Origin of the sequence: Aromatoleum evansii (assembly GCF_012910805.1) — a bacterium.
Classification (GTDB): domain Bacteria; phylum Pseudomonadota; class Gammaproteobacteria; order Burkholderiales; family Rhodocyclaceae; genus Aromatoleum; species Aromatoleum evansii.
Window position 1 is genome coordinate 82,848 of record NZ_WTVK01000003.1, and the last position, 25,148, is coordinate 107,995.

The 25,148-nt window shown below is 68.0% G+C and carries 21 protein-coding genes; 12 read left to right on the plus strand and 9 right to left on the minus strand.

Translation table 11 applies throughout. From position 1 onward, the window contains the following. Positions 1–2 precede the first annotated feature (2 nt). Together GO615_RS02295 and GO615_RS02300 are read right to left on the minus strand one after the other, a co-directional pair. A complete protein-coding gene (locus GO615_RS02295; RefSeq protein ID WP_169125427.1) occupies positions 3–2,213 on the minus strand; it encodes a DUF802 domain-containing protein in 2,211 nt (736 codons plus the stop codon). Then, positions 2,210–2,983 (minus strand): DUF3348 domain-containing protein, encoded by a 774-nt coding sequence (locus GO615_RS02300; protein WP_169125428.1) that lies wholly within the window; start codon positions 2,981–2,983, stop codon positions 2,210–2,212. Before GO615_RS02300 ends, GO615_RS02295 begins: the two co-directional genes overlap by 4 nt. A gap of 362 nt (positions 2,984–3,345) precedes the next feature. Between GO615_RS02300 and GO615_RS02305 the strand changes: the two genes are divergently transcribed. The 4 genes from GO615_RS02305 to GO615_RS02315 all read left to right on the plus strand — a co-directional run bounded on the left by GO615_RS02305 (position 3,346) and on the right by GO615_RS02315 (position 6,826). Continuing rightward, positions 3,346–3,795, plus strand: coding sequence for a molybdopterin cofactor-binding domain-containing protein (locus tag GO615_RS02305; RefSeq protein WP_281358689.1), 450 nt, complete (start codon positions 3,346–3,348; stop codon positions 3,793–3,795). After that, the gene (locus GO615_RS29495) at positions 3,741–3,902 is read left to right on the plus strand and encodes a CoA transferase (protein ID WP_369333962.1); all 162 of its coding nucleotides are present in this window, start codon (positions 3,741–3,743) and stop codon (positions 3,900–3,902) included. Before GO615_RS02305 ends, GO615_RS29495 begins: the two co-directional genes overlap by 55 nt. Before the next feature lie 198 nt (positions 3,903–4,100). Then, a complete protein-coding gene (locus GO615_RS02310) occupies positions 4,101–5,300 on the plus strand; it encodes a CaiB/BaiF CoA transferase family protein (protein ID WP_169125429.1) in 1,200 nt (399 codons plus the stop codon). Positions 5,301–5,866: 566 nt separating this feature from the next. After that, positions 5,867–6,826 carry an endonuclease/exonuclease/phosphatase family protein gene (locus GO615_RS02315; protein ID WP_169125430.1) on the plus strand — a complete coding sequence of 320 codons (960 nt, stop codon included), beginning with the start codon at positions 5,867–5,869 and terminating at the stop codon, positions 6,824–6,826. Here GO615_RS02315 and GO615_RS02320 read toward each other — a convergent pair. From GO615_RS02320 to GO615_RS02350, 7 genes are all read right to left on the minus strand, one after another. Next, the gene (locus GO615_RS02320) at positions 6,775–7,044 is read right to left on the minus strand and encodes a tyrosine-protein phosphatase (RefSeq protein WP_169125431.1); all 270 of its coding nucleotides are present in this window, start codon (positions 7,042–7,044) and stop codon (positions 6,775–6,777) included. The two genes, GO615_RS02315 and GO615_RS02320, sit on opposite strands and share 52 nt — an antisense overlap. A gap of 12 nt (positions 7,045–7,056) precedes the next feature. Next, entirely contained in the window at positions 7,057–9,735 is a 2,679-nt protein-coding gene (locus GO615_RS02325; protein ID WP_169125432.1) for a LuxR C-terminal-related transcriptional regulator, read from the minus strand. Positions 9,736–9,765: 30 nt separating this feature from the next. Further along, entirely contained in the window at positions 9,766–9,981 is a 216-nt protein-coding gene (locus tag GO615_RS02330) for a cysteine protease (RefSeq protein ID WP_169125433.1), read from the minus strand. After that, positions 9,978–10,469 (minus strand): hypothetical protein, encoded by a 492-nt coding sequence (locus GO615_RS02335; RefSeq protein WP_169125434.1) that lies wholly within the window; start codon positions 10,467–10,469, stop codon positions 9,978–9,980. The genes GO615_RS02330 and GO615_RS02335 overlap by 4 nt, the downstream gene beginning before the upstream one ends. Beyond that, positions 10,459–11,022 carry an acyl-CoA thioesterase gene (locus GO615_RS02340; RefSeq protein WP_246262113.1) on the minus strand — a complete coding sequence of 188 codons (564 nt, stop codon included), beginning with the start codon at positions 11,020–11,022 and terminating at the stop codon, positions 10,459–10,461. Before GO615_RS02340 ends, GO615_RS02335 begins: the two co-directional genes overlap by 11 nt. Positions 11,023–11,110: 88 nt before the next feature. Then, positions 11,111–13,126, minus strand: a complete 2,016-nt coding sequence (locus GO615_RS02345) for a 3-hydroxyacyl-CoA dehydrogenase/enoyl-CoA hydratase family protein (RefSeq protein ID WP_169125435.1) — start codon at positions 13,124–13,126, stop codon at positions 11,111–11,113. Positions 13,127–13,360: 234 nt separating this feature from the next. Continuing rightward, positions 13,361–14,275, minus strand: a complete 915-nt coding sequence (locus GO615_RS02350) for a TetR/AcrR family transcriptional regulator (RefSeq protein ID WP_169125436.1) — start codon at positions 14,273–14,275, stop codon at positions 13,361–13,363. A 231-nt stretch (positions 14,276–14,506) separates the two neighbouring features. On the opposite strand from GO615_RS02350, the gene GO615_RS02355 reads away from it, so the two are divergent. From GO615_RS02355 to GO615_RS02390, 8 genes are all read left to right on the plus strand, one after another. Continuing rightward, complete coding sequence (locus GO615_RS02355) at positions 14,507–15,190, plus strand: GntR family transcriptional regulator (protein WP_169125437.1); 684 nt, start codon at positions 14,507–14,509, stop codon at positions 15,188–15,190. Positions 15,191–15,246: 56 nt separating this feature from the next. Further along, the gene (locus GO615_RS02360; RefSeq protein ID WP_169125438.1) at positions 15,247–16,455 is read left to right on the plus strand and encodes a thiolase family protein; all 1,209 of its coding nucleotides are present in this window, start codon (positions 15,247–15,249) and stop codon (positions 16,453–16,455) included. A gap of 189 nt (positions 16,456–16,644) precedes the next feature. Continuing rightward, positions 16,645–18,177 carry an acyl-CoA synthetase gene (locus GO615_RS02365; RefSeq protein WP_169125439.1) on the plus strand — a complete coding sequence of 511 codons (1,533 nt, stop codon included), beginning with the start codon at positions 16,645–16,647 and terminating at the stop codon, positions 18,175–18,177. Further along, entirely contained in the window at positions 18,177–20,303 is a 2,127-nt protein-coding gene (locus GO615_RS02370; protein ID WP_169125440.1) for a hydantoinase/oxoprolinase family protein, read from the plus strand. The genes GO615_RS02365 and GO615_RS02370 overlap by 1 nt, the downstream gene beginning before the upstream one ends. Next, positions 20,300–21,997 carry a hydantoinase B/oxoprolinase family protein gene (locus GO615_RS02375; RefSeq protein ID WP_169125441.1) on the plus strand — a complete coding sequence of 566 codons (1,698 nt, stop codon included), beginning with the start codon at positions 20,300–20,302 and terminating at the stop codon, positions 21,995–21,997. Before GO615_RS02370 ends, GO615_RS02375 begins: the two co-directional genes overlap by 4 nt. After that, the gene (gene iaaF / locus GO615_RS02380) at positions 21,994–23,127 is read left to right on the plus strand and encodes a benzylmalonyl-CoA dehydrogenase (protein ID WP_169125442.1); all 1,134 of its coding nucleotides are present in this window, start codon (positions 21,994–21,996) and stop codon (positions 23,125–23,127) included. The genes GO615_RS02375 and iaaF overlap by 4 nt, the downstream gene beginning before the upstream one ends. Beyond that, the gene (locus GO615_RS02385) at positions 23,124–23,528 is read left to right on the plus strand and encodes a cobalamin B12-binding domain-containing protein (RefSeq protein WP_169125443.1); all 405 of its coding nucleotides are present in this window, start codon (positions 23,124–23,126) and stop codon (positions 23,526–23,528) included. Before iaaF ends, GO615_RS02385 begins: the two co-directional genes overlap by 4 nt. After that, positions 23,525–25,138 (plus strand): acyl-CoA mutase large subunit family protein, encoded by a 1,614-nt coding sequence (locus GO615_RS02390; protein ID WP_169125444.1) that lies wholly within the window; start codon positions 23,525–23,527, stop codon positions 25,136–25,138. Before GO615_RS02385 ends, GO615_RS02390 begins: the two co-directional genes overlap by 4 nt. The last annotated feature ends 10 nt before the right edge of the window (positions 25,139–25,148 follow it).

A 25,148-nucleotide genomic window follows, 5' to 3' on the forward strand; every position in this document is an offset into this window, starting at 1 on the left:
CGTCACACCTCGCCGGCGAGCGACGCCTGCCTGCCGGGCAGCTGCTGCAGGTCTTCGACGATCTGCCTTTGTGACATGATCGACAGGTCGATGATCTCGCGCGCCTGCGCAACGTAGTAGGCGAGCTGCTCGTCGCTGCGCGTCAGGGACTTGTCGAGCGCCCCTTCGATGCGTGCGAGCGTCGTCATCATCTTGTCGTTGGACTCGCTGAAGAGCTGCACCGCGAGAGCGAAGGCCTCGCTCAGGCTGGCCACCTCGGCGGCACCGCCGGTGATCTCGCCTGCGACGCCGGCGATGCGCGCCGACTCCGCCTCGATGCTGGCGGAGAAGCGCGTTCCGGCACGCTCGAGCAGTTCCGTCGCGGAAGCCACCAGCGCGTCGATCGCCGAGCGTTGCTCGGTCGATGCGTGATTGATCGCGGAAAGCAGAGTCCCCAGCGTCTCCATGATGCGGCTGCGCTCCTCGAGCAGGCCGTTGTCGCGCGCGATGCTCGCGGAGAGTTCCTGTCGCAGCTGGCCGATGACTTCCGCCGCGGCGCGGGGTGCTTCGGCAGCCGTATGCATGAGGCGGGCGACCTCGTCGATGGTGTCGCGGGCCTGCGTCTGCGCCGAGGTGGCGATTGCGTGCGCCGTTTCGCCCAGGGTCCTGCAGATATGCTCCTGCCGCGCGAGGGTCTGCGCGCCGGCCTCGTGCCATTCCTGCTGCAGCGATGCCGCCATCGTCTCCAGCGTCCGGGTATGCGCGGCGAGGCGCGCCTCGTCCGTCGCGGCCTGCTGCGCGTGCTGTGCGGCCGTGGTCTCGCCGATCGCAGCGAGCAAGGTCGCCGAGCGTTGTTCGAATGTCTCGGCGAAGGCTTCGAGCGACTTGTGGAGTTCGGCGGTAAGGCGTTCGCCCGCGCGCTCATGGCTGGCGAGCGCGGTGGTCCACCTATCGGCCACGGTGGCGACCGTCCCGCCGAAACGCTCCGCCACGCCGTCGAGCTGCCGTTCGACCGTATCTGCCAGCCGCGTGTGCAGCGTGCTCGTCTCCTGCGCCAGCGCCGTCGTCGTTGCGGCGAGATCGGCGCGCAGGCCGACATGAGTCTCTTCGACCGAACTCAGGAGCACACCCGAGCGCTGCTCGAAGGTCTCCGCGAAGGCGCCCAGCGTATCCCGCATCTGCCGGTTCAGGTTCTCGCTGGCGCGCTCGTGACTCGCGAGCGCCGCGTTCCAGGTTTCCGCGACCCGGGTGACGCTGCCGTCGAAACGCGCCGAGATTCCGTCGAGCTGTGTCTGCACCGTGTCGGCCACGCGCGCCTGGAGCGCGCTCGTCTCGCGCGCGATGCCCGCCATCGTCTCGGCCACCACGGGCCGGATCGTTTCGCCGGCGAGCCGGGCGCTTTCGGTCAGGCTGACCCTGAGCGACTTGTCCACCGACGCGGCCAGTTCCGAGTACATCACCCGCGCGTCGCGGTGGAAGCCTTCCTGCCGGGACACGAGGCCCTCATTCAGCTCCCTTCCCTGCCGCTCCATCTGCTCCATCATCGCCTGCAGCTTGTCGACCAGTTCGGGCAGTACCCGCGCCTGCGATTGCAGCGCCTTGAAGGTTTCCTCGCGTTGATGAGCATGCGAGAAGCCGCGTAGCGAGGTGCCGATGCGGGTATCGAGCACTTGCGCCACCTGCAGCCGCTCGCGCCGGCACACGGCCGAAATCAGGCCCAGCATGGCGGACGCCGCGACACCCGCCACCGAGGTGCCGAATGCAACCCCCAGGCCACGCACCGGCGCCGCGAGCGAAGCACGGATCGCCTCGAGGTTGGTCGTGCTTTCCAGCGCGATGACCGCGCCGTTCAGCGTCACGACCATGCCGAGGAAGGTGCCGAGCATACCCAGCAGCACCAGCAGGCCGACGAGGAAGGGGGTCATGGCCGGACCGGGCAGCGCAGCGCGCTCGCCCTCGATACGCAGGCGCACCGGATTCTGCACGGACGGCGGCAACTGGCGCAGCCATTCGCCCGGATGCGACAGATCCGCGGGAATTCCGTCCAGCGCCCGCGCCAGCGCAGCCGTGGTGCGGTGGAAGCGCAGCAGTTCCACGGCGCCGGTCACATACACCGCCCCGATGATCGCCGTCATCGCCAGCGCCAGCACGCTGGACCCCACGTAACCGGCGCCGACCCAGAACACGGCAAACAGCCCCACGAGGAAGGTCGCCACACAGATTGTTCGATTCATTGCTTTCCCGTCATCTCATTTGCCGCCGCTTCGTCGAGGGCTGCAATCAGCCCTGCGATCGGCTGCAGCCGAAGATCGACCTCCGCAAGCAGCACGGACTGCATCTCCCGGCAGAATTCCGCCAACCACCCGCCCGGCAGTATCCACCGGGTCGAATCATCCGCCGTCCGGGTTTCTGCGAGCGTCGCGCGATGCGCCTCGTAGCGCTGCTCGAAGCGCCTGCCGAGGAGTACCGGCACGGTCGCCAGCAGCTCGCGTTCGCGCGCGGCCAGCGCCTGGTCCATCACCGCATCGAGCGCGGCGAGCCGACCCGGGGCGCCCGACCGCCCCTGCAACGCCGTGCGAGCCATTGCCCGCAAGGGACCGATGCGCACCGCCATGTCGCGCTGGTGGGCGAGATAGTAGCGATGGTAGGGCGCGAAATCGGCAGCCTTCTCCGGCGGCACACTCGGGCCGGGCGTCGGCAGTTCGATCCGCACCGGTCCCGACCTGAACACGCCATCGATCGTGATCGACTCCGCCAGAGCGTCGCGCACGCGCGCCATCGCCTGCTGCAGCGCCGCTGCCTCGTGCGACGTCGCGACGTCGGCAGGCGCGGCATCGGCATTCAGCGCGGAATACAGCGTCAGCGCGTCGGCGAAGCCCAGCCATTGGCCGAGCCGGTCGGCGAAGGACTGCCTGGATGCGGGCACATCAGCGGCCGTCAGCCCACCGAGAGCGCGAACCAGCCCGGAACCGTTGATATGCGTACGCGACAAGCCTTGCGCCATCCGAAAAAGCGGCACCCGAAGGGCGGAAAAGTGGGCAAGGCTACTACAAAGCGGCGGTCAGGTCAGCGTTGCCCGACGGGTTCCCGACATGCCCGCGTGGGTTCAGCGGCTTCGCCTGCGGCGACGAAGTCGCAGGCGCCCCCGGTCAGCAGGGCCGGACGGCACAACAGTCATTCCGTCGGGCCGCTGTCCGCACCACCACGAACATGCGATGGCCGGAGGCTTGGGGTCACTTCCAGACCTGACGTCCGATTCCACCAGACCCTTTGCGTAAAATCCGTGCTCATAGGGCCGTGGCAGGGGGTGCGGAGAGGCTGAACCTAGGTGTCTATCGGACTTGAAGAATCGAAGCGAAAATTCGGCTGGGCGAGGACCCTTACCGCGGCTACGGTCCACCGCCGCACAATCTCGTCCTCGAATCTCTGATGGACGTCGCCGCGCGCGAGCTCGCCCTGGCCCCGGCCGAACTTCGCCGCCGCAATTACATCCGCCCGGAGCAGTTCCCCTACACCGTGCCGAGCGGCAACGAGTACGACATCGGCAATTACGCCGCGGTCCTCGACCGCGTGCTCGAACTCGCGGAATACCGGGCGCTGAGAGCCTCTCAGGCGCAGTCCCGCGCAGAAGGACGGCTGGTCGGCATCGGCGTCGTCGGCACGGTAGAACCGGGCGTCTTCGACTGGAACGCCTACGCTACCGTCGGCGTGCCCGAAGGGGTGAAGGCAACATCCGTGAGCCGGCGCTGTCGAAGCTGGGCCTGGACCATGAGCAGGTCAGGAAGCACAAGCCGGACATCATCTCGATCCGCGTGACAGCCTTCGGCGCAGACAGCCCCTACGCCGGCCGCCCCGGCATCGACTCCCTCGCTCAGGGGTACACCGGCGTGCTCACGCTCAACGCGCCGACGTCGCCGACATGAGCCGCCGCCGCGACGAACGCCGGGCGCGCAAAACGGCCTGAGCGGTCAGCGCGGAGCGGAACCGGGTCGCTCGACGCGACCCGGCTCGTCATGGCGCCGTCGTCCTCGTATGGTTTTCCCACCACGCCACGGCAGGAATGCGGTTACCCTGCGCATTCCGCCGAGCGCCTTCGGCCCACCCACGAGGAACACTTCGCAATGAGCACCACCGCAAAACCTCTCGCCGGGATCAAGGTCGTCGAACTCGGTACGCTGATCGCCGGGCCCTTTGCGGCGCGGGTCCTCGGCGAATTCGGGGCGGAGGTGATCAAGATCGAATCGCCCGACGGCGGCGATCCGCTGCGCAAGTGGCGCAAGCTCTACGAAGGCACCTCGCTGTGGTGGTACCTGCAGTCGCGCAACAAGAAGTCGGTGACGGTGAACCTCAAGCACCCGGAGGGCGTCGAGGTGGTTCGCAAGCTCATTGCCGAGGCCGACATCGTCGTCGAGAACTTCCGTCCGGGCGTGCTGGAGAAGCTGGGCCTGGGGTGGGACGCCCTGTCGGCGATCAACCCTGGCCTCGTGATGCTGCGCCTGTCCGGCTTCGGGCAGACCGGACCGCTCGCCCAGCAACCGGGCTTCGGCGCCATCGGAGAATCGATGGGCGGCCTGCGCTATGTCACCGGCTTTCCGGATCGCCCCCCGGTGAAGACCGGGATCTCGATCGGCGATTCCATCGCCGCATTGTGGGGGGCACTCGGGGCGCTGATGGCGCTCCGTCACAAGGAGGTGAATGGCGGCCGGGGCCAGGTCGTGGACGTGGCCCTGTACGAAGCGGTGTTCGCGATGATGGAGTCGCTGGTGCCGGAATTCGACGTGTTCGGCTTCGTGCGCGAACGCACCGGGAACATCATGCCGGGCATCACGCCGTCGAACACGCACACGACGCGCGACGGCAAACACGTGGCGATCGGCGCCAACGGCGACGCGATCTTCCGCCGGCTGATGCTGACGATGGGTCGCGGCGACCTGGCCGAGGATCCCACGCTGGCCGACAACGCCGGGCGCGACGCGCGGCGCGACGAACTCTACGCGCTGATCGACGCCTGGGTCGCCGAACACGACGAAGCCGCCGTGCTGGCCGCCCTCGCCGCCGCCGAGGTGCCCGCATCGCGCATCTACTCGGTCGCCGACATGTTCGCGGACCCGCAATTCCTTGCGCGCGACATGCTGCAGTCGGTGACCCTGCCCGGCGGGCGCGAGTGCCGCATGCCCGGCGTCGTGCCCAGGCTTTCGCTCACCCCCGGCGGCGCCGAAACGATCGGCCCCGCCCTGGGAGAGCACACCGACAGCGTGCTGGGCGAACTCGGTTACGACGAAGCCGCCATCGCCGCGCTGCGATCCGCCGGAGCGATCTGAAGCGCCACGCCTGCTGCGGCGAAATCAGGGTTGCCCGATGCCGCGCCCGTCATCGCCGACAGGACGGGCGCCCCCTTCGAAAACCACCTTGCGAAGAGGCCACGGGCGGCCGGGCGTTACACCGGCTGCTATGCGCGCCCCACTGTGTCGGGCGATATCTTCCGACCGTACGCTGGCGAGTGCGGCGCACCTTCACACCCGCGGCGCCTTGCGGCGCTGACCGCGCGGGCGTCCGTGGCAGGACAATTGTGCGCCGATTGCGACCAGGCCGGGAATCGCGGAGCGGTGCTAATTGCCGATCCCGTAGCGCAGCTCGACCATGCCCCCCACCTGACGAAGTGAAGTCAGCCGCAGCGTCGGACTCGGCACGCGTCGCGGGAACAACTGCTTGCCCCGGCCCAGCGTGACCGAGCCGAGCTGGATGATGAGTTCGTCGAGCAGGCACGCATCGCAAAAGGATTTTCCCGGGCGGGGGACGCAGGGAATGAGCGGGTTTCCCCGGAGTCTGCGCCCGGCTGCCCTGCCAGGCCCTCCCTCGTGTCGGATTGCCGTACCATGCCGGCTCCATGCGCATGCACTTGTCCATTCTTCGCCGCGGCGGTGTGCAACGCCGGGCGAAAGCCCTCGCCGCCCTGTGCCTCGCGGGCCTGCTCCTCCCTCTGGTTTCTGCCTTCGAGACATCGTGGCCCGACACGCTCGCCTGGGGGCTGGATCTGGCCGTGCACTGGCAATGGTTCTTTCTCGTGGGGCTGACTCTGGCGCTACCGGTGCTGGCGTTTGGCCACCGGCGCTGGGTGATGGTGGCCGCGCTGGTGCCGCTGCCGTGGCTCACAGCCATGCCGGCGACAGTGCGCGGAACCGTGGGCGGTGATGGACTGGTCGTTGCGGCCGCGAATGTGCATGTCGATAACGAGTCCCCCGACCGGCTGGTACGGTGGGTCGGCGCGACGCAGCCCGACGTGCTCGCGATTCTCGAGATCTCCGATATCTTCGTCCAGCGGCTGGGACTCGATGACGCCTATCCGCATCAGTTGGTGCGCCCGCGCTGGGACCCGTTCGGCATCGCACTGCTGTCGCGCCATCCGATTGTGCGGCATGCGGTGGTGGACGGCGGCGGCGCCACGCCGCGGATCGAGGCCGTGATCGATTGGAACGGCACCGAGGTCACCGTCGTCGCCGTCCATCCGATGCCGCCGATCAGTGCAGCCGATCAGGTCCGGCGCGATCAGGTGTTGGCCGACATTACCGCGCGCTACGCCGACCACCCGACCATCGTCACCGGGGACTTCAATGCAACGCCCTGGTCGTCGGCGTTTCGGGTGCCGCGGCGCCACGGATTCACGCTCACCGGGGGATTGCAGGCAACGTGGCCGGCCTCGTTGCGAGGACTCATCGGGCTTCCGATCGACCACGTGATGGTCTCGCGACACTGGACCGCCACCGATCACGCGGTCGGCCCGGATCTGGGCTCCGATCACCTGCCGGTTCTGGCCACCCTTTCTCCGACAGGGGCGGAAACGCAATAGCGCTCGCGTACGGCATCCAGCGCAGCGTTCAGATACTCGGGGCGCGCGTCCAGGATCGCGTCGACCATGCCGTCGGTCGCGTCCCGTTCAGTCACGCGCCGGATGATCCTTGCGGTGGCGGCGCGCCGCTCGGCGTCGGCAATCCGGCGAATGCGCGCCGAAAGGAGGTAGTCCGCCATCACGCTTTCTTCGGCAACCCCCAACGCATGCAGGATCACCGCGACGCCGGCTCAGTCCAGGATTCCCAGCAGCCGCGCGCGATCCACGGCATGCCGACGGTTCGCTGCGTTGAGCTTCGACAGCAGGTTCCGCATATGCCACTTGATCGTCTCGGGACCGACGTCGAGGATGTTCGCGATTTCCTTGTTCGTGCGGCCATGCGCCAGCGCGGCGAGGATTTCCATTTCGCGCGCTGACAGCTGCGCGGGGCGCTGGTTCGTGGCAGCCGATTTCGGCGCCGCGGCCTTCGGCACCCAGCCGACGCGGCAACGCTCGGTGACGCGTTCGACGAAGGCAGGCGATACGCCGGCGGCGGCACCGCAACCGGAGCGGTCGAGTTCCGGCAGCACGTCGAGCGCCGCCGGCCAGTCGTCCGCGAGCACGCGCACGAGGCCGAAGGATTCGGCGAGACTGAGCGCCTCGGCGAGCAGCGGCGGGCCCTCGTCGTCATCGCGCAGGCTGCTTGCGCGCACGATGCGCACCGCGATCTGGTCGCGTCCGCGCCGCAGCCGCGCGGCGATCTCGGCGGCATGATCGAGCGCGGCCAGGGCCACCGTGTAGTCGTGATCGAGCAGCGCGACACGCGCCGCGGCGATCTCGCGGATCAGCCGCAGCTCGGCCTCGAGCCCGCGGTCGGCCCGCGCGGGGTCGGCGGCGATCGCGTCCAGGCCGTTCATCAGCATGCGGCACGACATGAGCCGGTTGCGGATCGCGTGCTGGCGGATCTGTTCGCCGAGGCTCGCGGCGACGAGGCGCGGCTGGCCGCGCAGTTCGCCGATCGCGGCCAGGCTGTTGAGCGCGTCGAAGGCCTTGCCTTCGCTGCCCTTCTGGCTCTCGTAGCGCGCGAGCGTCAGGTAGGCGAGGATCACCGCGTCCGGCAACGCCGCCTGCTCGATCAGGTCGAGACGGTTCGCAAGCAGCGCGCGCGCCTCGTCCTCGGCGCCGAGTTCCCAGTTCGCCGCAGCGAGCCCTGCCGCGTGGATCGCGGCCGGCAACGACCGCCAGCCCGTCACGCTTTCCGCCCGTTCGAGCGCCGCAGCGAAGACACCCGCCGCTTCCTTCGCCTGGCCTTCGATCAGATAGCTCAGCCCGACCGCGAACGCGCCGTAGATCGAATCGTAGAAACTGCGCGCCACCCGGCCGTGGCCGTCGGAGATCTGCTGGTAGTAGCGCGCGCGCTCGGGGAAGCCGCTGTGGATGGCGATGAAGGAAAGCGTGTTGCAGTAGAGCGGGCCGAGCGCGGGGTCGTAGGTGTCGATGCAGCCGCGCGCGCGCTGGTAGTCGTCGCAATGGATCGCCGCGGCCGACCGCACGATGTTCGCCTGCAGCACGACCTCGGGCGTCACGCCAGGTCGGGCGAGGATCACGTCGGTGAGCCGCTCGGCGTCCTGCGGCCGGTAACACAGCGCGCAGGCCCACGCGGCCGTGAGCTGGATGCCTTCGCGCCGGGCGATCTCCTCCGGCGGCAGGCGGTCGAGCCACGCGAGCACCTCGACGATGCGCCCCTGCACGCCGAGATAGCGCACGCGCTTCTCGATCCAGTCCATCGCCTCGGCGCGCAGGCCGCCGAGGAAGGCGTGCTCGGCGGCGTGCTCGAGCATGTCGTGCGCCGCGAACCATTCCGCCGCCTTGGCGTGCAGCGCGCTGCGTTCGCTGGCCGGCAGCTCCGCGAGAAGGCTCGCGAGGTACTCGCGGAACAACGGATGCATGCGGTAGACGTCGCCACCATCGACCGACGTCACGAGGCCGGTCTGCTGCTCCAGCCGGACGAGGATCTCGGCCGCGTCGACGCCGCCTCCGAGCGCTGCACACAGCCCCGGATGCAGGGTCTCGAGCAGGGACGCGCGAACGAGCATCGCGACGGCCCCCTCGTCGAGACTTTCGAGCACGAACTGCGAGAAATAGCGCGCCACGTCCCCGGTCGCGCCAGAGAGGCTCGCGACCGTCCCGGCGATGTCGCTGCGGCGGGCCATCGCCGAGGTCACGATCTGCAGCGCCATCGGCCAGCCTTCGGTGCGCTCGTGCAGGCGCGCGCCGATTTCGATGTCGACCTCGTCGCCGAGGCGCCGGCGCAGGAAGCCGACCGTGTCTTCCAGCCGCAGCCGCAGGTCCTCGGTGACGAACTGCGTGTAGAGCCCGTGCGCGCGCAGTTCCTCGACCGGAAACGGGGGGTCGGTGCGCGAGCTGACGACGACGTGGAAGTTGGACGGCGCGTTCGTGACGAGGTAGTAGATGAAATCGATCGCGTCGCGGTCGGCGAGCTGGTGCAGGTCGTCGATCAGCAGCCAGGTCGGGCGGGCGAGTTCGTGCAGCTGCACGAGCAGCTCGCTCGCGGCCCACAGGTCCGCACCGGCCTGCCCCACCTGATCGAAGGCGCGCGCGGGCATCTCGAGCCCGAGCGCAGTGCTCAGCGACGCGATGATCGCGGGCGCGACGCTCGCCCGGTCGTCGCTGGCCTCGATGGTCAGCCACGCGACCGCGGCGCCGGGCGCGAGCAGTTCGCGCCGAAGCTGCACGAGCAGCGACGTCTTGCCGAAGCCCGCGAGCGAAGTCACCGCCACCAGCGGCTGCTCGACCGCTTCGCGCAGCCGCGCGAGCAGCCGCGGCGGGGCGACCGCCTGGCGCGCCGAATGCGGCGGCATCGTCTTCAACGCAAGACGATACGGGACGGCGGTGGCGGTCTTCTTCATCGGCGTTCGGCGAGCTCCATGCGGCTGATCCTAGCGGGCGGCGGGATCGACAGGCGCCCCCGGCGCGTCGGCGCGGGCGGTTTCGCGCGCGCGGAAGCGCTCGACCGCAAGATTGAACTCGGCGATCGATTCGTCGCTCACCTTGGTGCCGCATTCGTAGCAGGTGTCGTTGATGCGGTCGAACCAGCGGCAGCCGCACTGCTCGCACGCGAGCTCCGGTGCGCCGGCGGGATTGTGGAAGATCATCGGCAGGCTCCGAGGAAGGCAAGTCCGAGCGTATCGAGGAATTCCTCGTAGCCCGCGTCCTGAAGTTCGAATTTCGTGCGCAGCACGAAGAACATGATATGCCCCTGCCGGATCAGTCGCTTGATCAGCGACAAGGTGTCGCCGGCAAGGCTCGCGCGCATCGCTTCGAGCGCCGCGTCGTCGGCGACGAAGAGCAGATCCACGCGCGCCTCCTGGAAGCCCGGGTAGCGCATCACGCCTGCCGACATGCCGCTGCCGTCGTTGAGCCATTTCATCATCGGCACCTCGCCCGCGGCCTCGACGAGCCCCGCGACATGCTTGCCGGGCTGAATGCCCGAGCCGCTCCGCGGCACGAATCCGACCGACGAGCCTTCGACCATGTCGGTGAAGAGCACGTTGTACCGGTCGAGCATCGCCTGCCACGGCGCCATGTCGCCGAAGGGATCCCCGGCCGTCGCCGGCGCGTCCGCTTCCAGTTCAATCTGCATGCTTGCCTCCGTCAGTGGCCCGCCGGTTGCCGTCGGCGGGCAGGGAAAGAGCATCGGCCGCGAGTTCCGGCACGGGCTGGCAATAGCGCCCGAGGCAGGCACGGATGTCTGGCGGAATCGGCACCGATTTCATCGTCTCGAGGTCCATCGTGACGAGCGTCTGCCGGGCCCGCAGGCGCAACTCCTCGCCGACCCGACCCTGCACGTCGAGACCGATCGAGCTCTCGCCGATGCGCGTGACGGTGAGCCCGAGCACGAGCGCGTCGCCCATCCTGCTCGGCCGCGTGAAGGTGCAGTCCATGCGCACCGTCGGAATTCCGAGCCGGCGCGTCATGATCAGATCCGCGAACGAGGTGCCGAGCCCGTCCGTCAGCCAGTCCTCGACGAGCCCGTTGAGGAGCACGAAATACTGCGGGTAGAACACGATGCCGGCCGGGTCGCAGTGCGCGAAGCGCACCAGCACCTCGCGCTCGAACATCGCCGGCCGCGCCGGAGCGGGTGTCTTCGCTCCGACCTCGCCGACGAACGCGATCGCGCTGCTGAGGTCTGTCATGGTCCTGTCTCCTATGCGCGTGGTCATGGGCTCAATGTATCCACGCGCCGCTGCAGGCGCCCCCCCCCACCCGGTATGGCCCGGCCCCTCACGGCGTCTTCGTGAAATCCGGCTTGCGCTTTTCCTGGAAGGCGGTGATGCCCTCGCGGGCGGCCGCGGTGCAGGCGCTGTCGCCCCAGGCCCGGTAGCCGATCTCCAGCGCCTCCTCGAAGGTCGGCGCGGCCGCCGCGGCCTCGACGGCCCGCTCGAGGATGCCGATGACCTCCGCACTGAGCGGCTGACCGGTGGCGGCAACGGGTGCGATGGGGTCGAGCGGCGCGATCTGCACCGCGCCGTCGGGGATGCCGCCCACCTTGCCCTCCAGGGCCTTGACCCGGGCGACGGCCGCGCGGATGAGTTCCGGGTAGTCGCGGGCGAGCCCGTCGACGATGCCCAGCTCGAACGCCCGCGTCGCCTTCAGCCGCTCGGCCCGGCGCAGCATGCCGTGGAACTCGGCCGACGCCTGCGGCCAGCGCCGGTACGGCACGACCATCGCGCCGATGCCGTGGACGATGCCGAGTGTGATCTCGGGCATCTGCATCCAGGCGCTCGCCAGCGCGACGATGCCGTGGCAACGCATCGCCAGCTCGAAGCCGCCGCCCAGCGCCATGCCGTTGATCGCGGCGACAACCGGCTTCTTCATGCGGTCGAGGTGCACCAGCAGGCGCGAACAGTCGCGGGCGTACTGCGCGGACGACGGCGCATCGCCGAGCATGTTCACGAAGCGCCCGATGTCACCGCCGGCGCAGAAGGCGCGATTGCCGTAGCCGACGAGGACGAAGCCCGCCACCGCAGGGTCCTCTTCGAAGTACCGGATGACCGACAGGATTTCGTCGGTCAATTCATCGTGGAGCGCGTTCAGGGCTTCGGGGCGGCGCAGCGTGATGACCTTGACGTCGCCGATGTCGTCGACGAGCACATGGCGCAGGAAGCCCTGGTAGTCGCCAAGCGGCTTCCGGGCGGCGGGCATGCCGCGCCGCTCGTTGCAGAAGCGCGCGAGCATGCGGCCGGCTTCGCCGTCGCCTAGGTCGCGCATCAATTCGAGCGGCCCCTTCTTGAACCCGAGCGCCTGTCGGCAGCCGAAATCGAGGTCGGCCGGCTCGCCGATGTCGCGGTCGAGGATGTCCACCGTCTGCGAGAACAGCACGCCGAGCAGACGCTCACGCACAGTCCCCGTGATGTCGTCCGCGACGCCGACGGGCTTGCCGGGAGGCACGGTCAGCCAGCGCTCGACCGAACGGAACACCGGGGCCGGACGGTAGTGCTCGCCTTCGAGTTCCGCCTGCAGCGTGTTCGTCTCGGTGATGATCGGGTTGCCATTGGCGAGGTTCAGCACGAAGAACGGCCCGGCGTGCACGAACTCGCCCGCGACGCTGTCGATCTCCGCCGCAGTTGCGCGGTCGAGCAGCAATCCGGCCTCGTTGCACCAGTTGTCGAAGATTCGATCCAGCATGAAGCACGCGACGTCGTCGGTGACGAGGGGCACCTTGCCGGTCGTGCAGAATGCCCAGCGCAGGTATTCGACGACGGCCGGATCGGTGCGCGCCCAACGGACGACCTCGACGACCGGGTTGCGCCAGGCCGGCGCGAAGAAGTGCGTGACGGTCGCGCGCTCGGGGTGTTTCAAGTCGGAAAAGATTTGCGCGGCCGGCAGCGAGCTGGTGTTCGACGTGATCAGCGCATCCGCGCGGACGACGGCCTCGACGTCGGCAAAGATGCGCCGCTTCAGCGCAAGGTTCTCGGTCGCTGCCTCGAGCACCCAGTCCGTTTCCGCGAGGTCGCGATAGTCGCGCGTACCAACGACGCCGGCGGTGACCGCCGCAGCTTCGGCCTCGCTCATCTTGCCTTTCGCGACCGCTTTCGCCGCGTAATCGGCGAAGCGCTGCAAGGCACGGTCGAGCGCCGCCTGGGCGACATCGACGAGGATCAGCTTCAGGCCCGGCAATGCGCTCTTCAGGTAATAGCCGATATCCGGGCCGATCGTGCCGGCACCGATAATCGCGACGGTGCGCGGCAGCGGGCGCTGCGGCGTGGCGAGCAGCGGATTGGCGAAACGGGTGACCATCAGGGAGCCTCCTTCGGTAGTCTCAAGCGGCGAGCCGTCGGTGCGGCGCGCATCCTTATCGGCCGGCCACACGGCGCCGGCCGGCGAACTCCTCTGGGGCACCCGTTCAGGGCGATCGGCGGACATTAGCCGCCGTTTCGTTTTAATGTATACAGTATCCTGTGCACTGAAGAAAAAAAGCAACCACTCCGGGCGCCGGTAATGGAACGACGCCACCGAGATCGACGGATAACTTCAGGAAGAGGGCTGAACTTTCGATGCAAGGCCGGGCGACTCCACACCGCGGCGCAGCGTGTCCACCATGGCCGCGGCGATCTCGTCGGTCGAACGCCGGCCCTGGCGATACCAGACGTGCACCCAGTTCAGGAAACTCAGGAGCATCAGCCGCAGCAGGCTGCGGTCGGCATGCGGTGCGAGCGGCAACTCGTCGATGAGCCCACGGTAGACATTCTCATAGGCTTCACGCATCGGCCGGATCTTCGCGAAGAGTTCGGGGTTGCCGGTCATCGCAAGGCTGTGGCCGGTGACGCGGTCGATGTAGCTGCCGCTGGTGATCGCGGCGATGTGCACCTGGCAGACGCGAGTGAGCCGCTCCCAGGGGTCGCAGGAAGCCGTCAGCGCCTCTGCAACGGCGGCCATCAGGCGCCGGAAGCCTTCCCCATGCACGGCGAGATAGAGCTCGTCCTTGGATGCGAAGTAATGGTAGATCGACCCCGGCAACAGCCCGACCCGGCCGGCAATGTCGCGAATTGAGGTGCTGTCGTAGCCCTGCTCGGCGAAAAGCGCCGCTGCCGCGTCGAGGATCACCTGACGGCGGTCGAGCGGCTCACCGTCCGTCGCGGCGTCGCCTGTGACGAGTTGCGCGGCGAGCGCCCCGCGTTCCAGCAAGCCGCGCTGCGTGTGGGTGAGCGCCGCCACGCCCTCGCATGACGCTTGCGCGATCGCCCGCAAGCGCTTCACCGCGGTCTCGAGATCGTGCTTCTGCCAGATGTAGCGCACTCCCGAAGGCGAAACCACGAATCCGTCGCGCCGCAGCCGGGCCGACACCGCCGCCTGGCCCAGTTGGGGCTCGTCGCGCGCGAGTCGAAGGATCGCGGCCTCGACGTCCGGGACACGACGCTCTTCTTCATGGCTGGCATCAGGACTCATGCGCGTCACCTAATTGATTGGATATCCATCATAGCCAAGGCGCCGCCGTGCCGGCAAACTGCTGCAGCGGCTTTCGGTGGCGGACAATTTCGAATGCGGGATCGACGAAGTCGGTGTCGCAGCCGATTCCACCCGAGAAGACAGGATGTACTTTACACCCTAAAAAATACTGTATACAGTACACATCAACTCGAAAGCCGCTGCAAACAACGAACATCAAAGGCTCCGAAAATGGTCTCCACGCTTCAGCCCGTCGAACGCCCCCTCGCTCTCGGTGAACGGGTCTATCACACCTTGCGCGATCATCTGCGCAGCGGTCAGATCCTCGCCGGCCAGCCGCTGCAGGAAGTCCAGCTCGCCGAAAAGCTCGGCGTCTCGCGCACCCCCGTACGCGAAGCGCTGCGGCGCCTCGCGAGCGAAGGCCTGCTCGTCTCGGACAACCGAAGCTTCGTCGTGCCGGCGCTGACGCTGCAGGACGTCAACGACATCTACGAGATCCGCTTCCTCATCGAACCGGCCGCGATCCGCAGCATCGCCCCGCTCACGCGCTCAGCCGAGCACCGCCGCGGCATCGAGGACGCGCTCGCGGCGATCGTCCGCGCACACAAGGCCGGCGACGCCGCGGCGTTCCGCGAGTCGACGATCTGCTTCCGTGCGGCGTGGCTCGCCCTGGTGCCGAATCCGCGACTCGTGCGCATCGTCGAGCAGTACGCCGATCACATGCAGCGCATCCGCACGCTGACGCTGGACGACCCGGAGATCCGCACGATCGTGCTGCGCGGCCTGAACCGCATCTCGGCCGCACTGGCCGCGGGGGACGGCGACACCGCCGCGACGGCCATGCTCGAACACCTCGTCGAGGCGAAGCGGGCGTTCATCGCCGCCGTCGGCCTCACCGACGACGGCCAGGCCTGACCCGGGTCATTCGGCCGTTCGTGCGCTAGAAGAAAAAATACCGGAGACCACAGACGATGACCCGCTACACGGCCGAAATTCCGTACGGCGCCTACTGGAGCACGCCCTTCGCGCGCTGGCAGGGCAGCTTCGCGTCGCTACACAGCGTGCGCTTCGCCGCACATGTGGCGAAGAACGAGCTTGCGAAACGGAACATCGACCCTCAGACGATCGACTACGGCGTCCTGGGATTTTCGGTGCCGCAGCAGCACGCGTTCTACGGACTGCCGTGGCTCACCGGCCTCGTCGGCGCGACGCGCGCGGGCGGGCCGACGATGATGCAGGCCTGCGCGACAGGCGTGCGTACGCTCCTCGCCGCTGCGCAGGAGATCGAGGCCGGCATGGCCGACGTTGCACTCATCGTGAACTGCGACCGTACCTCGAACGGCCCCCACCTCTATTACCCGAATCCGCGCGGGGCCGGCGGCACGGGCTCATCCGAGGACTGGGTGCTCGACAACTTCGGCTGCGACCCGCTCGGCGGCCACTCGATGGTGCAGACGGCAGAGAACGTCGCCGCAAAGCATCGCGTCACGACCTCGCAGCAGCACGAGCTCGTGCTGCGACGCGAAGCGCAATACGACGACGCCCTGAAGGACGATTCCGCCTTCCTGCGCCGCTTCATGACCCTGCCCTTCGAGGTGCCGAGCGGCGATTTCCGCAAGATCGCGGGCACGCTCGACGGCGACGAGGGCGTGTCACGCTCCACGGCCGAGGGCCTCGCGAAACTCAAGCCCGTCATGGACGGTGGAACGGTCACGTTCGGCGGACAGACGCATCCGGCGGACGGCAATGCGGGGATACTCGTGACCACGCCCGAGCAGGCGAAAGCGCTGTCCAAGGATCCGGCGATCGCCGTGCGGCTTCGCGGCTTCGGACTCGCCCGCACGGAGCTCGCGTACATGCCCGAGGCGATGATTCCCGCCGCGCGGCGCGCGCTCGACCAGGCCGGCCGCGGCATCGCCGACATGACCGCCATCAAGACGCACAACCCGTTCGCGGTGAACGACATCGTCTTCGCGCGCGAGACCGGCGCAAACCTGGAGACGATCAATAACTTCGGGTGCTCGCTGGTCTGGGGGCATCCGCAGGCGCCAATGGGCACGCGCGCGATCATCGAGCTCGTCGAGGAGTTGGCGCTGCGCGGCGGCGGTTACGGCCTCTTCACGGGCTGCGCTGCCGGCGACACGGCGATGGCAGTCGTCGTCGAGGTCGGCGACCGGTAAGCGTTGCAGGCGCGCCGCCCCCGTCGAAGGGGCACGCGGCGCAAGGCAGTACAGGATCACGCATCACCTCTCCCCTCGGGGAGAAACGAGAGGCGCAAAAGCGCCCGGACGCAGCATCCCCAACCGGATTCGAACGAGTCAGAAGAGGCGCGTAAAGCGCCCGTGACCGAACTTGGAGGAGGAATGGGGATGGACCTGTCCGAATGGATCGTCCGTCAGGCCGGGCTCACGCCCGACAAGACGGCGATCCGCTTCCCGGAGCGCGACCTGACGTACGCGGCGTTTGCCGCGGAGATCGAGCGACTCGCGTCGGCGCTCCACGCGTCCGGCGTCGAGCGCGGCGACTGCGTGGCGTTTCTCGGCTACAACCGCCCGGAAACGCTCGCCGCGCTGTTCGCCTGTGCGCGTCTGGGTGCGCTTTTCATGCCGCTCAACTGGCGGCTCGCCGGCCCCGAGCACCGGCAACTGCTTGCCGACTGCCCGCCCAAGGTGCTGCTCGCGGAGCCGCGCTTCACCGAGCAGATCGACGCCTTCCGCGATGAACTCGGCGCGGTGACGCTCGTCGCGTTCGGCGCACCGCCGCGAGGCTGGATCGCCTTCGACGACCTGATGCGGCGCGGCGATGCGCCCGTGCCGCAGGACCCGCGCGTCGGCCCCGATACGCCGCTGCTGATCTGCTACACGTCGGGCACGACCGGCAGGGCGAAGGGCGCGCTCCTGACGCAGGACGCGCTGGCGTGGAACGCCGCGAACAGCGCCGACCTCCACGGCCTCACGAGCGAGGACCGCATCCTCACGACGCTGCCGCTGTTCCATGTCGGCGGGCTCAACAACCAGACCACGCCCGCCCTGTCGCGCGGCTGCACCGTCGTCCTGCACCCGCGCTTCGACGTCGATGCGACCTTCGACGCGATCGAGGGCGAGCGCATCACGCTGACCGTGCTCGTGCCGGCGCAGATCGAGGCGATGATGGCGCACCCGCGCTGGCCGAAGGCGGATCTCTCCAGCCTGCGCATGATCACGACGGGCTCGACGATCGTGCCGGACCGGCTCTTCCGCGCGGTGCACGAACGCGGCATCCCGCTGGTGCAGATCTACGGATCGACCGAAACCAGCCCGATCGCCGCCTACGTGAAGGCCGCCGACGCCTTCACGCACGCGGGTTCGGCGGGACGCCCTGCCCGTCACTGCAGCGTTCGCGTCGCGGGCGAAGGCGGCACCGACGCGAAGACGGGCGCGAGCGGCGAGATCCTCGTGCGCGGTCCGAACGTCATGACCGGCTACTGGAACAACCCGCAGGCGACGACCGAGGCGCTGCGGGATGGCTGGTTCCACACCGGCGACATGGGCCATTTCGATGCCGACGGCTGGCTGTGGGTCGACGGCCGCAAGAAGGAAATGATCATTTCCGGCGGCGAAAACATCTATCCGGCCGAGATCGAGAACCTCCTCGCCGAGTCGCCCGACATCGCCGAAGTGGCCATCGTCGGCCGCCCCGACGAGCGCTGGGGCGAATCCGTCGTCGCGGTCATCGTCACCCACGCAGGCTCGACGCTCGATGCGGACGGCGTGCTCGGGCTCCTCGAAGGCCGCATCGCCCGCTACAAGCTGCCGAAGGAAGTGTTGTTCGTCGACGAACTCCCGCGCACCGCACTGGGCAAGGTCCGCAAGGACGAAGTGCGGCGCCTGGTCGCGCGCAAAACGTTCATGGAGCACATCTGATGACATTAAAAATCGGAATCGACGTCGGGGGCACCTTCACCGATTTCGTCGTCACCCGCGACGGCGCCGAGCCGGCGATCTTCAAGACGCTGTCGACACCGTCCGACCCCTCGATCGCGGTGGTAAACGGGCTCGCCGAGATCGCCGCGAGCATGCATCCGCCGATGACGCTCGAAGCGTTCGCGCCGACGATCGACACGATCGTGCACGGCACGACAGTGACGACCAACGCGACCCTGACCGGCACCGGCGCGAAGAGCGGCCTGCTAACGACCGAAGGGGTGCGCGACGCGCTGGAGATGCGCCGCGGCGTGCGCGAGGAGCAATACAACAACCGCTACACCAACGTGAAGCCGCTGGTGCCGCGCTACCTGCGGGCGGGCATCCCCGGGCGGGTAGACCGTGACGGCAACGAGGCCGCGGCGCTCGACCTCGACGCGGTGCGAAGCGCGATCGAACTCTTCCGCGCCGAAGGCGTGCAGGCAGTGTCGATCTGCTTCCTGAACTCGTTCGCCAACCCCGCTCACGAGCAGGCCGCGGCCGAGCTCGTGCGCCGCGAGCTGCCGGGCGCCTACCTCTCGGTATCGACGGATCTCCTGCCGTCGATCCGCTTCTACGAGCGGGTCAGCACCACCGCTCTGAATTCCTATGTCGGACCGAAGCTGAACCATTATCTGGACCAGCTCGTCGGGCGGCTCAAGGGCATCGGCTTCGACGGGCTGCTCTTGATCATGCAGTCGAACGGCGGCGTGATCTCGCCGCAGCTCGCGCGCGAAAAGGCGGCGCTGACGCTGCTGTCCGGCCCGGCGGGCGGCCCTGGCGCGGGTCTGCATTACGTGCGCATCCACGGCCAGAACAAGTGCATCGTCACGGACATGGGCGGCACGAGCTTCGAGGCGTCCGTCGCCGTCGATGCGCCGATGATCAAGAACGACGGCGAGATCGCGCGCCACAAGATCGCGCTGCCGATGCTCGACATCCACACCATCGGTGCCGGCGGCGGCTCGATCGGTTGGCTCGACGAAGGCGGCCTGCTGCGCATGGGGCCGCAAAGCGCGGGCGCCGACCCGGGCCCGGCGTGCTACGGCAAGGGCGGACGGCTCCCCGCCACGACCGATGCCAACGTCGTGCTGGGCTATCTCGACCCGAACTTCTTCGCCGGCGGCCGGATGAAGCTCGACGTGGCCGCCGCGCGCGCCGCGATCGACGAACACATCGCGCAGCCGATGGGGCTCAGCATAGAGGAGGCCGCGGCCGGCATGTACCGCGTCGCGTGCAACAACATGGCGCAGGGGGTGCGCGAGGTGACGATCAAGCGCGGCTTCGATCCGCGCGAGTTCCCCTTCATCCCCGCGGGCGGCGCCGGCCCGATCCATTCGTGCCTGATCTGCGAGGAGCTCGAGATCCCGCTGCAGATCGTGCCGCGCGAATCCTCGGTGCTGTGCGCGTTCGGCATGCTGATGAGCGAGCTCAAGCACGATTTCGTGCGCACTTTCGTGTCGCGGCTCGATGCGGCGGACTGGACGAAGCTCGAGGGCATCATCGCCGCGATGGCCGTCGAAGGCGCCCGTCAGCTCGACGAAGAGCGCATCCCCGAGGGACGCCGCCGTTTCGACGTCAAGCTCGACTGCCGCTACGTGAAGCAGTACCACGAGGTCTCCTTCGTCGTGCCGCAGGCCCTGATCGCCGCCGCCGATGCGCAGGGCATCGCGCGCGCCTTCCACGCCGAGCACAACCGCCTGTACGGCTACTCGCTGGAAGCGGAGAACACGCCGGTCGAGATCATCAACGTGCGCGTGCAGGCGATCGGCGTCACCGACAAGCCGGTCGCGCGCCACGAGTCCTTGGCGGGCGAGGACGCGGCGCACGCGCTCAAGGGCCGGCGCGCCGTGTATATCCCCGAGACGCGGAGATTCCGCGAAGTGCCGGTCTATGACGGCCACCTCATGCGGCACGGCAACCGCATCGACGGGCCGGCCATGATCGAGCAGGAGACGACGGCGATCTTCGTGTCGGCGTCCTTCGACTGCGTCGTCGATGCGCTCGGCTCGTTCGCACTGTTCCAGAAAGGCCGTGCCGACCTCGTGGCGTCGTGCATCAAGGACATGAAGGAGGCGCTGGTATGAGCAACGCGAAAATCGATCCCATCCTGCTGTCCGTGTACGCCCGGACCTTCCGCTCGATCACCGACGAGATGAGCATCTCGATGGAGCAGACGACGCGTTCGCCGATCCTGTGCGAGGCTAAGGACTACGTGACGGGCCTCTACGACGGCGACGGCAACATGCTCGAGCAGACCGAGAACCTGCCGATCCTCGCGTTCTCGCTGGCGCCGGTGTGCAAGTACATCAAGGACTACTTCGGCGACGAGATCTATCCCGGCGACGTGATCTTCCACAACGACGTGTTCAGCCTGGGCAACCAGAACAACGACGTCGCGGTGTTCAAGCCGGTGTTTTTCGAAGGCCAGCTCGTCGCCTGGACCGCGGTCAAGGGCCACCAGGCCGACATCGGCGGCAACGTCGCCGGCGGCTACAACCCGAACGCGGTCGAGGTGTGGCAGGAGGCGCTGCGCATCCCGCCGGTGAAGGTCGTCGAGAAAGGAAAGCTGCGCAAGGACGTGTGGAACCTGATCTTCGCCAACGTGCGGCTCGACATCGTGCAGCACGACATGAAGGCCGAGATGGGGGCCTGCACCGTAGGCGAGCGGCGCTTTCTCGAGCTGATCTCGAAGTACGGCGTGGCGAGCTACGACGCGCACAAGCAGGCACTGTTCGACGCCACCCGCCGGATGATGGAGGCCGAGATCGCGAAGATCCCGAACGGCCGCTACTCGGGCGAGGGGCGCGTGTATTACGACGGCCGCCACGTCGGTTCGGAATTCACGATCCGCGTCGACATCGAGGTGCAGGACAAGGCCATCCGCTTCGACTACTCGCGCACCGATCCGCAGACCAACGGCTTCGTGAACGGCACCTTCACGTCGAGCGCGTCGGCCACCATCCTGACCTTGCTGCAGATGGTGAACCCCGACATCCCGCACAACGAGGGCATGGTGCAGCCAATCGAGATCGTGATCCCGGAGGGCACGATCCTGAACGCCGCCTACCCGAAGGCGACGACCTTCGGCAACCACCTGTGCCCGCCCAACGCGGACGCGATCCAGCGCGCGCTCGCGCCGGTGATGCCCGAGCGCGTGACCGCCGGCTGGAACAACCTGCTCGCATCACTTACGACCGGCATCGACCCGAAGACCAACGAGAAATACGTCGACATCGGCTTCATGGGCCTCAAGGGCGGCTCGGGCGCGATGCTCGGCACCGACGGCTACGATCACATCGGAATGATCGACGCCTCCGGCGGCGTGCTCGACCAGGACTACGAGATGTTCGAGCAACAGACGCCGCATCGCCTGATCCGCCACGAACTGCTCGCCGACTCGGCCGGCGCCGGCGAGTGGCGCGGCGGGCTGGGCGTCGAGACGATCTTCGAGATCGGCTCCAACGACACGCAGCTCGTGACCTTCGGCGACGGCGACTTCGAGCCGGCCTTCGGGCTCTTCGGCGGCGGCGACGGTGGCCTGAACTTCATCCGCCTGCACTACCCGGACGGGCAGACCGTCGTGCCGAAGAACAAGGACCTGATCACCGGCGTGCCGAAAGGCACCATATACCATCAGGTCGCGAGCGGCGGGGGCGGCTACGGCGATCCGAAGCGGCGCGATCGCAAGCTGCTTGCCGAGGAGATCCGCAATGGCGTGATCTCCGAGCAGGCGGCGCGCGAGCTGTACGGGTACGAGCCGGAAAAGGTTCCGGCATGAACTTCGATCTCACCGACGAACAACGCGCGATCCAGGACACGTTCGCGCGCTTCTGCGACGAGCGCATCGCCCCGCAGGCGGCCGCGATCGACGAGGCGCACGCCTTCCCGCGTGCGCTGTTCCGCGAGCTCGCCGAGCTCGGCTTCTTTGGCATGCGCTATCCCGAATCGGTCGGCGGCACCGGGCTGGCGCTGACCGAGTTCTGTCTCGCGCTGACCGAGGTCGCGCGCGGCTCGATGTCGCTCGCCGGCGCCGTCGCGATGCAGTCGCTGATGGGGACCAAGTTCCTGCAGCTCCTCGGCAACGCCGACATCATCGAGCGTCTGTTCAAGCCAGCGCTGCGCGGCGACAGGATCGGCGCGATCTGCATGACCGAGCCGAACGCGGGCTCCGATCTCGAATCGATCGCGACCACTGCGACGAAGGTCGACGGTGGCTACGTGATCAACGGCCAGAAGACCTGGATCACCTCCGCACCGCTCGCCGACTTCTTCACGGTTTTTGCGCGCGCGGGTGAAGAAAAGAAGCTGACGATCTTCCTCGTCGAGAAGGAGTTCAGGGGCCTCGTCGTCGGCCGCGAGATCCACAAGATGGGCGTGTGGGCGCTGCCGACCTCGGAAGTGGCCTTCAACGACTGCTTCGTGCCGGACAGCCACCGGCTGTCGAAGGAGGAAGGCGACGGCGAGGCGCATCTGAGGAAGACCCTCGCCGAGATCCGCATCATCACCGGCGCGATGGCGCTCGGCGTCGCACGCGCGGCGCTCGACGAAGCCGTGCGCTACGCCGGCGAGCGCCAGCAGTTCGGCAAGCCGATCAACCGCTTCCAGGCGATCCAGCTCAAGCTCGCGGAGATGGCGACCGGGCTCGAGGCGGCGACCGCCCTCGTCCACCGCGCCGCATGGCTGTGCGACGCGAAGCGCCCACACCACAAGGAGGCCGCGATGGCGAAGCTGTTCGCGACCGAGACGGCCGCGTCGATCTGCGATCAGGCCGCGCGCGTGCTCGCGTCCTACGGTTACGCGATGGAGTACCCGGTGCAGCGCTACCTGCGCGACGTGCGCTTCACGCTGATCGGCGGCGGCACCAGCGAGATCCTCAAACTCGTTATTGCCAAGGAGGTCAGCGCATGAACGACACCGCACAACGCCGCATCCGCGTGCTGCTCGCGAAGCCGGGCCTCGACGGTCACGACCAGGGCGCGAAAGTGGTCGCCCGCGCGATGATGGACGCGGGCTTCGAGGTCATCTACACCGGCCTGCGGCAGACGCCGGAACAGGTGAGCCGCATCGCGCTCGACGAGGACGTCGACGTCATCGCGCTCTCCAGCATGGCGGGCTCGCACCTGCCCTTCTGCCGCAAGCTCAAGCCGCTGCTCGAAGCGAACGGCCTCGACGACAAGCTGTGGATGATCGGAGGCAACCTGCCGGCCCAGGACCACGACGCGCTGCGCGAGCTGGGCTTCAAGGGCATCTTCCCGACCGGCTCGAAGCTCGACGCGATCGTTCACTACATCCGGGAGAACGCCGCATGAACGACCGCGCCCAGCCGACGCTCAAGCGCGTCATCAACGAATCCGGGCTCGAGGTCCAGCCGCTCTACACCGCCGAGGACGTCGCGGCGAGCGGCGGCGACGCGATGATCGGCCAGCCCGGCGAATATCCCTTCACCCGCGGCATCCATCGCGAGATGTACCGCAAACAGCCGTGGACGATGCGGCAGTACGCAGGCTTCGGCAATCCGTCCGACACCAACCAGCGCTTCAAGTACCTGATCGCGAACGGCCAGACGGGCCTCAACGTCGCCTTCGATCTGCCGACGCAGATCGGCCTCGACTCGGACGACCCGCTCGCCCAGGGCGAGATCGGCCGCGTGGGCATGTCGGTCGACACCCTGCGCGATTTCGAGATCGCGTTCGACGGCATCGACCTCGACAAGATCACCGTGTCGATGACGATCAACGGTGCCGCGGCAATCGCGATCGCGATGTATCTCGCGATGGCCGAGAAGCGCGGCTACGACGTGAAGCAGCTGCGCGGCACCGCGCAGAACGACATCCTGAAGGAGTTCATCGGTCGCGGCACGTGGATCTTCCCGGTCGAACCGTCGATCAAGCTCGTCGGCGACACCATCGAGTACTGCGCGGAGCACGCGCCCAAGTACAGCCCGGTGTCGGTGTGCGGCTACCACATCCGCGAATCGGGCGCGACGCCGGCGGAGGAGATGGCCTACGCCTTCTGCATCGCCCGCGCCTATGCCGACGAGGTGATCGCGCGGGGACTTCACGTCGACGAGTTCGCCGGGCGGCTGTCGTACAACTTCAACATCTTCGGCAACCTCTTCGAGCAGGTCTGCAAGTTCCGCGCGGGGCGCAGCCTGTGGGCCAAGATCATGAAGGAGGAGTACAAGGCCGAAAAACCGGGCTCGATGTGGCTGCGCATGATCGCGGCGGGCGGCGGCGGCGGGCTCACCTTCGAGCAGCCCGAGCTCAACATCGTGCGCGGCGCCTACTACGCGCTGATCAGCGCGCTGTCGGGCACGCAGACGATGGCGCTGTGCTCGTACGACGAGGCCTACACGATCCCGACCGAGTATTCGGCTCGCATCTCGCTGCGCACGATGCAGATCCTCATCGCCGAGATGGGTCTCACCGAGACGGTCGACCCGCTCGGCGGCTCGTACTACGTCGAGACGATGACGAACCAGATGCGCGAGAAGATGGAGCAGATCATCGCCGAGACCGACGCGCAGGGCGGCATCGTCAAGCTCGTGTCCGAAGGCGCGATCCAGGCGAAGGTGTCCGCGCAGGCTTACAAGATGCAGCGCGACATCGAGAGCGGCGAGTTCCCGAAGGTCGGCGTCAACTGCTACCGCAACGACCAGGAAGACGAGCATCCGGTCGAATTCCACCCCTACAACGAGGACGACGCGCGCGTGCAGATCGAGTCGCTGAACCGCGTGCGCGCCGAGCGCGATGCGGAGCGGGTGACTCGTGCGCTCGCCGCGGTGTGCGATGCGGCGCGGGCGGGCGCCAACGTCATGCCGGCGATCGTCGAGGCGGTGAAGGCCTACGCGAGCGTCGGGGAGATCACGCAGGAACTGGTGAAAGTGTTCGGACGGTACCAGGAACCGATCCGCTTCTGAGGAACGATCA